The following is a 12367-nucleotide window of genomic DNA, read 5'->3' as shown; positions in this document are numbered from 1 at the left end:
AACGATGTCTAAAAACAAAATAATTATGATTATTGCAGCCGTTGTGGTTATTGCTGCAGTAGCTATCGGTGCCGTAGCAATGAATAAATCAAAGGTGGTTGCTACCGTTGGTGATGAAAAAATCACAAAAGATCAGCTGTACGATGCTCTTCTTGCTCAAGGAGGATCAAGTGTCCTTGATTCATTGATTGAACAAAAAGTCATTTCAAAAGAAGCAGCTAAACAAAATATTAAAGTAACCGATAAAGAAATTAATGCTGAATTAGAAAACCTTAAAAGTCAGTACGGGGGAGAAGATGCATTAAATCAAGCATTAGCATCTAGCGGTGTAAAATTGTCAGAGCTGAAAAAAGATTTAAAGACGAATATTGAGGCAAAAAAAATGGTCGAGTCGACTATTAATATTAAAGATAGTGAAATGAAATCGTACTTTAATCAAAATAAAGATTCACTAGCTACAGAAGCACAGGTGAAAGCTAGCCACATCTTAGTAGCAGACGAAAAGACAGCGAAAGAAGTAAAGGCTAAGCTTGACAAAGGAGAAGATTTTGCGAAGCTAGCAAAAGAATATTCAACAGATACAGCTTCTAAATCAGATGGCGGAAACCTTGGATACTTCAAAAAAGGCGATATGGTCGAAGCTTTTGCCAACAAAGCATTTTCAATGAAGGTAAATGAAGTAAGTGATCCTGTTAAAACAGAATACGGTTATCACATTATTAAAGTAACAGGCAAAAAAGAAGCGCAAAAAGCAACATATGAAAATAGTAAAGCAAAAATCAAGCAAACGCTGCTTGATCAAAAATACCAAACAGAGTATCCAACGTGGTTACAAAAGCTAAAGAAAAAGTATGATATTACAAACAAACTTGATTCATAAATGATACCTTAACGAAATGAGGGGATGGATATGAAACAAACAGCGTCTTATAGTAAGTTAGAAAAAATCGTCGAGCAATTGAAGCACAGAGGTGTACGAGCTGAGATATGCCGGCGTGTTGTAAAGGTCACAGAAACTGTTAATGGATCAAATCCTTCATATTCAAATCAAATCGTTAGGCATTCTTAATACAGATAGGGAAAATTAAAATGAAAAGTGATCAGTAGAGGCAGCTTGTTTCTGCTGATTCTTTTTGTATAATAAAGTAAACAAAAGGATGCAGGAAAATGTATCAAATGAAGGAAGGAGTCACGCAGAATGAACGTACTGCTAGCAGAAGATGATTTGCAGCTAGGTGAATTAGTTAGTTATATGCTGAAGAAAAAAGGAGGCTATAACGTCGAATGGGTGACGGAAGGGAATGATGCATATGATTATGCATCTGAAGCGCATTATGATGTGTTAATTCTTGACTGGATGATGCCCAATGGAGACGGAATCGATGTATGTAAACGTCTAAGAAAAGAAGGATACGCCGGAGCTATTCTTATGTTAACAGCAAAAGATGCGGTTCAAGATCGTATACAAGGCTTAGATGCGGGAGCGGATGATTACGTTATTAAGCCATTTGAAATTGACGAGCTGCTTGCAAGGCTTCGCGCTTTGGCTCGTCGTAATTATGCACCAATCTTAGAAGAAGAAGTAGAGATTGCCAGCATGATATTAAAAAGAGCAAGTCAAACCGTGCAGTTTGACGAGGAGTTTATTCAATTAAGTCCTCGTGAATTTCAACTGCTAGATTTTTTAGTGAAAAACAAAGGACAAGTTCTTTCTCGAGATATTATTTTAGACCGGGTATGGGGATATGAATCAGATGTTTCGATTAAAACGATTGATGCGACGGTTAAACTTTTGCGGAAAAAACTAGAGAAATTCAACAAACAAGATCTTATTCAAAGCATTCGCGGAGTAGGCTACAAAATTGAAAGCTAAACTTCTTACGAGGGCTAAACAGAAAGTAAAACAAAAAGTAAAGCAAGATTTATTCAGCCAGACGCAAAATCGTTTAACATTCCGATACAGCGCATTGCTAATGCTGTTTCTGCTATTATTCGTGTTTATTGTTTATGCATTGGTATATGTGGTTGTATCCAACAGTCAGCAGCAAAACTTAAATAGCATGCTAAAACAAGAGTCTCGAATTGTCCAAAGCATCTTAATTAAACAAGCGGTAAACAGCTCGAATCAACAGTCGAAAGAAGAGTACAAAAACATTGTCGTAGCCGGTGAAGATCAGTTTTTTTATTATGTCATCAGTCCTGAAGGGGACCTTATTATGGGAAACGAAGCGAGTGAGCGTCTTCGCTCTAACTTGTTAGATTTAATTGATGGATGGATCCCTATTGAAAATGAGGTGCGAAAAGAACGAATAAAAGCCCCACGTCCTAGTTTTGAACACATTGAAGGAGTAAAAGGGCAAAACGGAGAAGGCAAAATAGATATTGATTTGATGATGGCGGGTGAACCTATTTTTTATAAAGGCCAATTTTTAGGGATGCTTTATATTGGAAAAGACGTTTCGTTTCTTTATCAGCTGTTAAAGTGGCTCCTCATTATTATGCTGAGCCTTACCGTACTGTTTGTAGGAGTAGCCATTTATATCAGCCGTTTAATGTCAAAACGTGCGATGGTCCCAATTGAAACAGCTTTCCAAAAGCAAAAAGAGTTTGTGGCGGATGCGTCCCATGAGTTAAGAACGCCGCTTAGCGTTATGCTTTCTTCTATCAACGCTTTAGAAATGCAGGAGGAAGTAACAGAAGATCCTTTCTCTAAAAAATTAATTAATAATATGAAAGCTGAAGTGAAGCGAATGACGAGTCTCGTCAGTGATTTACTTACGCTTGCACGCTCAGATTCTAATAAAGTAGAAAAAGCAATGATGCCCTTTGATATTACAGACGCGGTGCAAAAGGTAATGGAATCTGTTGAAACTCTGGCCATTTCCAAACCTATTGATTTACAGCTAGATACGCCCGGAAAATTAGTCGTAACTGGAGATCAAGAGCGTCTAACTCAGCTGATTTACATTTTGTTAGACAATGCTATTAAATATACGACTCCTCATGGAAGTGTAAACATTCAAGTAGTTCAGCATGGGAGTGAATGTATATTAAAAGTACGTGATACAGGAGTTGGAATTCATCCTGACGAAAAGGATCGGATCTTTGACCGCTTTTATCGTGCTGATAAATCCCGATCCCGTCAAATGGGAGGTCACGGGCTAGGCCTAGCCATAGCTAAATGGATTGTAGAAACACATAAAGGAAAAATTGACGTAGAAAGTGAACAAGAAAAAGGAAGTACATTTACAGTAAGGTTGCCAATGTCACAAAAAGTGAAAAAGAGTTAAAAGAAGCTGTGACAAAATTAGTTGAAGGAAGATCCGAACGAGTTTGATTCTTGATGGGGAATCAAACTCATTCGGATTTTTTTATGGTTAGGGTGAACGTAGGTTTTACGTATGTAGTTGCTTCTAGCTGTTGATTGGTAGGCAAGGCGAAGACTCCTGCGGGAAAAGCGAAACAGGAGGTGAGAGCCGGCAGAAACGAAAGGCTTGGACGGAAATCAACAGCAGTGTCACAAGCGATCTATACTGGTCCCTTTATTCAATTTGTTCGTCCATTCATTTATTTATATCTCAATCTCTTTTTAGTTAGTGAAAGTGACCAAATAAAAAAGAAAAGTTTAGACAAAATAGCGAGTGTGAAAATCAGATAATTCAGTTATATTTACTAGCGTAATAACCAGTCTATGTGTCAGGTTTCTTTACAAGGATAAAGACTTTTTGAAGGAAACAATGCATGATAGAACAATAGCAGACTGCTTCGTTTAATAAGAAGACGGAGTAGTTAAATAAAGGGGAGTTTGATAACATGTACGATTTAATTATTAGGGATGGTTCGGTCGTATTAGAAGACGAAATAGTAACAGCGGATATAGGGATTAAAAAAGGAAAGATTGCAGAAATAGCGCAAGGTGTTAGCACACCAGCAAAAAAATACGTAGATGCTAAAGGCAAATATGTTCTGCCTGGAATGATTGATATTCACGTGCATTTTGATGAACCGAGCCGAGACCATTGGGAAGGGTTTGACTACGGTTCAGCGTCTATGGCTGCGGGAGGCTGCACTACATATTTTGATATGCCTTTAAACGGCGTTCCTCCTACCGTAACAGAAGCAGCGCTGTGGGAAAAGAAAAAGCTGGCTGATCAAAAGTCAGTAGTAGATTATGGTCTATGGGGAGGGTTGGTTCCTGGTAATAAAGAAGAATTAGCCAAAATGGCTCATTCGGGTGTAATAGGTTTTAAAGCATTTATGTCAGAAGCCGGTTCTGAATTTGATTTCTCAGATGACCTCACATTATACGAAGGAATGAAAGAGATTGCAAAACTAAATAAAGTGCTTGCCCTGCATGCTGAAAGAAATGACTTAATACAAAAGCTTGAACAGGCTAAACAGAAGCAAAAGCAAACTGCTATTAAAGATTATTTAGAAACGCGACCGGTCGTAGCAGAAGTAAACGCAGTAAAGCAAGCGCTTGAGTACGGTGAAGAAACGGGATGTCCGCTTCACTTTGTACACATTAGCAGCTATGAAGCAGTGCAGCTTATTACGGAAGCAAAGAAGAATGGAATGAACGTTACGCTGGAAACATGTCCGCATTATTTACTCTTTACAGAGGAAGACTTTGAAGAAATTGGCGTAACGGCTAAGTGTGCACCTCCTCTTCGCAGCAGGAGTCAAAAAGAAAAATTATGGGCTTGTATCCAATCGGAGGAAATAGATATGATTTCTTCTGATCATTCTCCTTGCCCGATTGAGTTAAAAACCGCTCATCAGAATGATTTATTTAAAGTTTGGGGTGGAATATCAGGCGGCCAGTACTCTTTGCAAGCAATGATTAGTGAGGGAGCCATCACTAGAGGGATTTCTCTTTCTCGCATTTCAAAGCTTGTATCAACCAATCCAGCTAAACGTTTCGGTTTATATCCTAAAAAAGGAACCATCTTGCTGGGATCCGATGCGGATTTGGTTATCGTTGATCTGGATCAAACTGAAAAAGTGACAAAAGAAGGAATGGTTTTCAAACATAAGCACAGTATATATGAAGGAACAGTATTTAATAGCGTTATTTTAACTACCATTAATAGAGGAACGATTGTATACAATAAAGAAGAAGGTGTGTTTCATCTTCACAAAGGACAAATGGTAAACGGTGAATACGTAAAATTGTAGGTACAGTGAAAAAAGAGGTAAAAAATAAACCTTTTATCTCTTTTTTTACATAAAAAAATGAGGATGACTTATATTAAAGGTAATACATAGGAGAAAAATGAGTATCTACTATAACAAAAGAGATATTTTTAAAGAGGTTTTTATTATTCTGAAAAAATATATTTTTGATTGAGGGAAGCATAATGAAAAAATAATAAAATTCCTTTTTAAATTCAAAGAAAAAATTTCCAAAAAGAAAAATATTATCTGGTTGTATGAAAAGTAGATAATCAGATGCTTTGTAATCAAGGGTTTTGTATAAAAAAAATTTCAAAAAGATATTTTAAGAAAAGAAATCTTGATTTAAAGCTTTTTATAGGTGCAATTTTATAATGGAAAATCGTATTTTATGCACTCATTGTAAAATTCTGATATTGACAGAATCATTTTATAAGAATAAAATTTTCTTGTTTCTATTTTTTTATATCATCATAATTTTTTGATAGTTTTGTCTATGGTGGTTTACGGTTGAAAGAGAGGTTAAGGAATATGTCGGTAGAGAGAGAAAAAGTGTATGAAACAGTTCCTCAAAAAGGATTCTTCGGACATCCTAAAGGGTTATTTACCTTGTTCTTTACAGAATTCTGGGAACGTTTTTCATACTATGGAATGCGTGCGCTACTTGTATTGTACATGTACGATACAATTGCAAACGGTGGATTAGGAATGGAACAAGGAACCGCTTTAGCGATCTTTTCTATTTATGGTTCCCTTGTTTATATGTCTGGAATTATTGGCGGTTGGATTGCAGACCGCATTTTAGGTACGTCTAATACGGTGTTTTACGGTGGTATATTTATTATGCTGGGGCATTTAGTGCTTGCGTTGCCGGCAGGTGTAACAGCGCTGTTTATTTCAATGTTCTTGATTATCATCGGAACAGGTTTATTAAAACCAAACGTTTCGAGCGTTGTGGGCGATATGTATAGCCCGACTGATAACCGTCGAGATGCTGGATTTAGTATCTTCTATATGGGTGTGAATGCTGGAGCATTTATCGCGCCGCTAGTTGTTTCAACAGTAGGTGAAAAGTATAACTACCATTTAGGTTTTGGAATCGCGGCAGTAGGAATGCTTTTAGGTCTAATCGTATTTATGGCTACACGAGGCAAAAACCTAGGTCGTGCAGGCAGACAAGTTCCAAACCCTTTAAAACCAGAAGAACGCAAAAAAGTTTTTGGTACCATTGCACTTGCTGTAGTTGTACTGGCAATCTTTATTGTACTGACTTCTTTAGCGGGTATTTTAACTGTTGAAGGTGTTATTTTATTTGTAAGTATTTTAGCGATAGTTATTCCTATTATTTACTTTGTTGTTATGTATAAGAGCCCCAAGACAACAGCTGATGAGCGTTCACGCGTATTAGCGTACATTCCTCTTTTTATCTCTGGAGTAATGTTCTGGGCGATTCAAGAGCAGGGGTCAACAATTTTAGCAACGTATGCAAAAGATCATACGCAGCTAACGTATGGTGGTTTTAAAATTCCAGTTGGCTGGTTCCAATCGTTAAATCCGCTATTCATTATTATATTTGCGCCAGTTTTTGCAGCGATTTGGGTAAAATTAGGAAACAGACAGCCTTCTACACCAAAGAAATTTTCATTAGGACTTTTATTTGCAGGACTTTCTTTCCTTGTCATGGTTATCCCGGCTAGCATTCATGGAAATGAAACGTTAGCGAGCCCGCTATGGCTAGTGCTAAGCTTCTTCTTAGTTGTAGTTGGAGAACTTTGTTTATCACCAGTAGGGCTATCAACTACAACAAAACTAGCACCTGCAGCGTTTTCTGCTCAGACAATGAGTTTATGGTTCCTAACAAGCGCAGCGGCGCAGGCAATCAATGCTCAGCTTGTTCAATATTATGAAAACATTTCGCAAGTTGTTTATTTTGCTGCATTGGGTGGAGTGTCGGTCATTTTAGGTGTAATTGTACTAATGATTTCGCCAAAAATTCAGCGTTTAATGAAAGGTGTTCAATAAAAAAAACCGTCCTCAAGGGCGGTTTTTTTATGATTTATTTGAAAAAATATTCATGAAGGAGGCGTATGTCTGATCGTCTTCACCTTCGTAAAATGCAAGATTTAAAAGTCTGTTTAGTTCGTTTGTTGATTTTTCAGTTTCTGCAATAATTTGATGCATATGAGCAATCTTAGACATGGATCCGTTGCCATGCGCATTTTTGATTTGATTTAATGTTAAATGAAGTGATAAGACCTCTCGGCGAAGAGCTTGTCTTAATTGAGAGGAAGCCGGAATAAAAAAGCGTTTATAAAAATAACTTGCTTCTTCAAAAACCAATTCTCCATTTTCTAGCTCTTTAGCCGCAATTTCTTTAATTTCTTGATCGTCTAATCGACTGGACGCCTCTTCGATAAGAAATCCAAAAATAATAGCTGTATCTGGTTTTAGCATGCAATAACCTCCATTATTATAAAAAAGAACTATGTAGTTTATATGTATAGAGAGAAGAGAAAAAATATTCATAGTAATTTACTAATCAGCATAGACAAAAAAAAAAAAATTATTCTTTTAAAGGTAAACTGAAATTATTTTAAAATAAATTTTTTATAATTAAACATTTTTTCCATATTAAAGAACCATTTTAACTCTCAAAAAGAAAGAACCATTGTAAATAAGGTTCTTAATACCTATATAAAAAGAAAATTAATAAAAGATATTAAATTCAGAAATTTCCACCTCTTTATAACTAAAAAATTGCTCTACTAAAATAGTTGACAGCAGAAATAGATAGGCATAAAATATACTATTGTCAAATGAATTAGCATGCTATTCATAAAAAGTTAACGGACATTTGAATAATATGTAATATCCATATAAGATGTTAATTACTTAAATCTAACCAACTTGTATGCTTGTCATACAAGTCTACAGAAAGGAAGATAGTCGTATGCGCAACGTATTTTTTGCAGATAATGAAACAATCGAAACGACTTTACGCGGGAAAGAAATTTTAGGAGCTCCAATGTTAAACAAAGGGGTAGCTTTTACAAAAGAAGAGCGCAAAACGTTAGGATTAGAAGGTTTACTTCCTCCGATGACTTTAACTTTAGATGAGCAAGCAAAACGTGCATATGAGCAATTTTTAGCTCAGCCAGATAACCTTGGTAAGAATGTATATTTAAACGATTTACAAAACCGTAATGCTGTATTATTTTATCGTTTATTGCAAGATCACTTAAAAGAAATGCTTCCTGTTGTTTATACACCAACAGTTGGACAAGCAATCCAAGAGTACAGCCACGAATATCGCCGTCCGGGTGGCGTATACTTATCAATCGATAATGTAGAGGGCATTGAAGAAGCTCTTAAAAATATCGATGCAAATAGTGAAGACATTGATTTAATGGTTATTACAGATTCAGAAAGTATTTTAGGAATTGGCGACTGGGGCGTTGGCGGTATTAATATTGCTATCGGTAAATTAGCGGTATATACAGCTGCAGCAGGAATCGATCCAAGCAGAGTGCTTCCAGTTGTTCTTGATGTAGGAACAAACAACGAAAAATTATTAAATGATCCTTTATATATCGGAAACCGTCATGAACGTATCCGCGGTGAACGCTATGATCATTTCGTAGATCAATTTATTTCAAAATCTCTTGAAATATTCCCTAATGCACTGTTACACTGGGAAGATTTCGGTAATGTAAATGCTCGTAACATTATTAACAAGTACGGAAAAGAAATTTTAACGTTTAATGATGATATCCAAGGAACAGGTGCTGTAACGCTTGCCGCTATTTTCTCAGCAGTTCAAGTGTCTAAAATGCCACTTCGTGACCACCGCGTTTTAATCTTTGGACCGGGTACAGCAGGTATCGGTATTGCCGATCAAGTTCGTGACGCAATGGTATTAGACGGTATTACAGAAGAAGAAGCATATAAAAACTTCTGGGCAGTTGATTTCCGAGGCCTTTTAACAGATGACATGGATGACTTATTAGGTTTCCAAACGCCTTATGCACGAAAAGCAGAAGAAGTGAAGGGCTGGAACCGTGAAGAAGACAAAATTTCTCTTTTAGAAGTTGTCAGACAAGTTAAACCAACAATCTTAATTGGTACGTCTGGTGTAGCAGGCGCATTCTCAGAAGAAATCGTAAAAGAAATGGCGAAGCATGTAGAACGCCCAGCTATTTTACCAATGTCAAATCCAACTCCGCTTGCGGAAGCTACTCCTGAAAACCTATTAAATTGGACAGAAGGAAAAGCGCTTGTAGCGACTGGAAGTCCGTTTGAACCAGTTAACTACGATGGTGTGGAATATGAAATTGGTCAATCTAATAATGCTTTTGTTTTCCCTGGTCTTGGTCTTGGATCAATTGTGGTAAAAGCAGAAGTTATTACAGACAGCATGTTTGCAGCATGTGCACATGCTGTAGCTCAAATGGTAGACAGCAGCAAGCCGGGTGCTTCATTACTACCACGCGTAGAAGAATTACGTGAAGTATCCTATAACGTTGCTTTAGCGGTTGCTAACGCAGCAATTAAAGATGGCGTTGCAAAAGAAGTTCCAACAGATGTTAAAGCGGCAGTAAAAGCGGCAATGTGGGAACCAACATACAAAGAAATTAAAGCTTTAGAAACAGTAAATGCTTAATTTTTAGATAGAAAAAGCACAGCTTCTGAAAAAAGAAGCTGTGCTTTTTTTAGTTACAAAAAGAATTCTTAAGTTACATAACGTATATAGTTTTTTGAAATTTGTGTATGATTCTCTATATTAGAACCACAGGGGGTTATGAGATGAATACAGCACGTAAATTGGAAACGTTTACTCAAGATTCACAGCCTGAAAATAAGGGTTTTTGGAACCGAATCAACAATATTAAAGTAGGAGTTATTCCTCTGCCGCTATACGTTTTACTTGCATTAATTGTATATGGCGCAGCCGTTTACAACGAGCTTCCTCCAGATATGATTGGCGGATTTGCAATTATTATGGTAATGGGAATGCTGCTTGGTGATTTAGGATTAAAAATTCCGATTTTAAAAGATATTGGTGGACCAGCTATTTTATCACTGCTTGTACCTTCCGTATTAGTTTTTTATAATGTTTTAAATCCCGCATCTATGGAAGCGGTAACAACTTTGATGAAAACATCAAACTTTTTATACCTTTATATTTCTTGTTTAGTAGCCGGAAGTATCCTTGGTATGAACCGTAAAGTTTTAATTCAAGGCTTTACACGTATGTTCGTACCGCTTGTATTAGGTACGTTAGCCGCTGTAGCTGCAGGCGTAGCTGTTGGGATGTTATTTGGCTACGGAGCAAAACATACATTTTTCTATATTGTTGTACCAATTATTGGAGGAGGGATTGGTGAAGGTATTTTACCACTTTCACTTGCTTATTCTCAAATTTTAGGTAGTTCAGCAGAATCTTTTGTGTCGCAAATGATTCCAGCTGCTGTTATCGGAAACATCGTTGCTATCGTATGTGCTGGTTTAATGAAACGTCTAGGAGAGAAAAAGCCAGAATTAACAGGTAATGGAGTTCTTGTGAAGACAAAAGGCGGAGATGGCATCTCAGAAGATACAAATATCAAGAAACCAGTAGATTTTTCGTTAATGGGCGCAGGCCTTTTAATTGCATGTAGTTTCTTTATTTTCGGAGGCTTAGCACATAAGTTTTTAGGAATTCCAGGTCCAGTTTTAATGATCGTAGCGGCAACGCTAGTCAAATGTTTACAAGTAATGCCTGCTAAGATGGAGCAAGGTGCTTACCATATGTACAAATTCATTTCTACGAGCTTAACATGGCCGTTAATGGTGGGGCTAGGAATTTTGTATATTCCTCTTGAAGATGTAGTGAAAATTGTTACACCAGGTTATGTAGTTGTATGTGCAGCAGTTGTTATTGCTATGGTAGCAACGGGTTATTTTGTAGGTAAAATGATGAAAATGCATCCAGTGGATGCTGCAATTGTAACAGGCTGTCACAGCGGTTTAGGAGGTACGGGAGACGTAGCGATTTTATCAGCTTCCAACCGTATGTCACTTATGCCATTTGCTCAAGTAGCAACAAGACTTGGAGGCGCTTCCACTGTTATTTTAGCGACGCTTCTTATGAAACTATTAGGAGTATAAAATCAAAACAAAAAAGCAGCTCGGTTCGTACGAGCTGCTTTTTTGTCTTATGAAATGATAACAGGTTTTAAGATAAATTCTTCCACAACTTTTGCCACACCGTCGTTCATGTTTGTATCTGTTACGTGGTTGGCTTTTTCTTTAATATCTTCAGGAGCATTTCCCATTGCTACCCCAAGTCCTGCAAATTCAATCATGGCAAGATCATTATAACTGTCGCCAATAGCAATCACTTCATCGCGTGTAATGCCAAGCTGTTGAATTAATAAGTGAAGACTTGTCCCTTTTGTGACGCCTTCTTCTGTAAATTCAAGGAAGTATGGTTTAGATCGCATTACGCTTAGCTCTCCTTGAAGCTGCTTTTGAAGTTTCTTTTCAACATGAACCAGCATTTCCGGTTCTGCAAGCATGAGTACTTTTACAACAGGCTCTGTAACGGCATCAGTAAAAGATGAAACAACACGGATCGGCAGACCTGTAATGTCACTTTCGATATCCGTAAATTTATTTTCTACTTCAGTTATAATTTCATCTCCAACGTACGTATGAATTAAAACGCCTTCTTCGCGGCTAATATCGTCGAGACGTGCAACGGTTCTCGGAGATAATGTGCTGCTAAATAGCTCTTCATTTGTTAGGCAATTAATGATTTTTGCCCCATTAAACGATAAAATAAAGCTTCCGTACTTTTCTAACTCCAGTTCCTTGGCGATGTGAACCATTCCGTAAGTTGGTCGTCCAGAAGCAAGTACAACTTTCACTCCCGATTCTTGCGCCTTCATTAATGCTTCTTTTGTGCGCGGAGAAATAGTGTGATCATCGCATAATAGTGTATCATCCAAATCTAAAACAATCATTTTGTAAGGCATATTTTTAAATTCCCTTCTTCTACTAGACTCATATCTTCATATGGTACTATAAAAAAACGTTTGATTCAATTTAATGATTTTTTGAAAAAATGAGAGGGATGCGTATACTTTGTTTGAACTGCTGGTAAGTAGATAAAACAAAGAAATTGAGATATAACTAAATCACTCGAATCTAT

General features: G+C 37.0%; 9 protein-coding genes. 7 read left to right on the top strand and 2 right to left on the bottom strand.

What is annotated here, in order from left to right; translation table 11 throughout:
* Positions 1-4: 4 nt before the first annotated feature.
* The 5 genes from AC1D0Y_RS13555 to AC1D0Y_RS13535 all read left to right on the top strand — a co-directional run bounded on the left by AC1D0Y_RS13555 (position 5) and on the right by AC1D0Y_RS13535 (position 7197).
* Entirely contained in the window at positions 5-880 is an 876-nt protein-coding gene (locus AC1D0Y_RS13555) for a peptidylprolyl isomerase (protein WP_098249873.1), read from the top strand.
* A 318-nt stretch (positions 881-1198) separates the two neighbouring features.
* Positions 1199-1873: a response regulator transcription factor gene (locus tag AC1D0Y_RS13550; protein WP_028413601.1), complete on the top strand. Its 675-nt coding sequence runs from the start codon at positions 1199-1201 to the stop codon at positions 1871-1873.
* A complete protein-coding gene (locus tag AC1D0Y_RS13545) occupies positions 1863-3290 on the top strand; it encodes a sensor histidine kinase (RefSeq protein WP_060747387.1) in 1428 nt (475 codons plus the stop codon). The genes AC1D0Y_RS13550 and AC1D0Y_RS13545 overlap by 11 nt, the downstream gene beginning before the upstream one ends.
* Before the next feature lie 523 nt (positions 3291-3813).
* On the top strand, positions 3814-5178 hold the full coding sequence (locus AC1D0Y_RS13540; protein WP_217598779.1) for an allantoinase: 1365 nt from the start codon (positions 3814-3816) through the stop codon (positions 5176-5178).
* A 528-nt stretch (positions 5179-5706) separates the two neighbouring features.
* On the top strand, positions 5707-7197 hold the full coding sequence (locus tag AC1D0Y_RS13535; protein ID WP_028413598.1) for a peptide MFS transporter: 1491 nt from the start codon (positions 5707-5709) through the stop codon (positions 7195-7197).
* Between the two features lie 27 nt (positions 7198-7224).
* Here the strand turns inward: AC1D0Y_RS13535 and AC1D0Y_RS13530 are convergent, their stop codons facing one another.
* On the bottom strand, positions 7225-7629 hold the full coding sequence (locus AC1D0Y_RS13530) for a hypothetical protein (RefSeq protein WP_217598780.1): 405 nt from the start codon (positions 7627-7629) through the stop codon (positions 7225-7227).
* Positions 7630-8125: 496 nt separating this feature from the next.
* Here AC1D0Y_RS13530 and AC1D0Y_RS13525 point away from each other — a divergent pair, with 496 nt between their 5' ends.
* Both AC1D0Y_RS13525 and AC1D0Y_RS13520 read left to right on the top strand, forming a co-directional pair.
* Positions 8126-9835, top strand: coding sequence for an NAD-dependent malic enzyme (locus tag AC1D0Y_RS13525; protein WP_253352751.1), 1710 nt, complete (start codon positions 8126-8128; stop codon positions 9833-9835).
* A 143-nt stretch (positions 9836-9978) separates the two neighbouring features.
* Positions 9979-11322: a 2-hydroxycarboxylate transporter family protein gene (locus AC1D0Y_RS13520; protein WP_013082898.1), complete on the top strand. Its 1344-nt coding sequence runs from the start codon at positions 9979-9981 to the stop codon at positions 11320-11322.
* Between the two features lie 47 nt (positions 11323-11369).
* On the opposite strand, the gene AC1D0Y_RS13515 is transcribed toward AC1D0Y_RS13520, so the two are convergent.
* Complete coding sequence (locus AC1D0Y_RS13515) at positions 11370-12191, bottom strand: Cof-type HAD-IIB family hydrolase (RefSeq protein ID WP_217598782.1); 822 nt, start codon at positions 12189-12191, stop codon at positions 11370-11372.
* Positions 12192-12367 lie beyond the last annotated feature (176 nt).

The organism is Priestia sp. P1_B12_1, assembly GCF_056406695.1.
Note: the sequence above shows the minus strand (reverse complement) of the source record. Positions and strands in the feature narration are given on the sequence as shown.

What these genes read in the sequence shown, in the direction of transcription:
- AC1D0Y_RS13555 (WP_098249873.1), top strand. Translation starts at nt 5, where the DNA reads ATGTCTAAAAACAAAATAATTATGATTATTGCAGCCGTTGTGGTTATT.
- AC1D0Y_RS13550 (WP_028413601.1), top strand. Translation starts at nt 1,199, where the DNA reads ATGAACGTACTGCTAGCAGAAGATGATTTGCAGCTAGGTGAATTAGTT.
- AC1D0Y_RS13540 (WP_217598779.1), top strand. Translation starts at nt 3,814, where the DNA reads ATGTACGATTTAATTATTAGGGATGGTTCGGTCGTATTAGAAGACGAA.
- AC1D0Y_RS13535 (WP_028413598.1), top strand. Translation starts at nt 5,707, where the DNA reads ATGTCGGTAGAGAGAGAAAAAGTGTATGAAACAGTTCCTCAAAAAGGA.
- AC1D0Y_RS13530 (WP_217598780.1), bottom strand. Translation starts at nt 7,629, where the DNA reads ATGCTAAAACCAGATACAGCTATTATTTTTGGATTTCTTATCGAAGAG.
- AC1D0Y_RS13525 (WP_253352751.1), top strand. Translation starts at nt 8,126, where the DNA reads ATGCGCAACGTATTTTTTGCAGATAATGAAACAATCGAAACGACTTTA.
- AC1D0Y_RS13520 (WP_013082898.1), top strand. Translation starts at nt 9,979, where the DNA reads ATGAATACAGCACGTAAATTGGAAACGTTTACTCAAGATTCACAGCCT.
- AC1D0Y_RS13515 (WP_217598782.1), bottom strand. Translation starts at nt 12,191, where the DNA reads ATGCCTTACAAAATGATTGTTTTAGATTTGGATGATACACTATTATGC.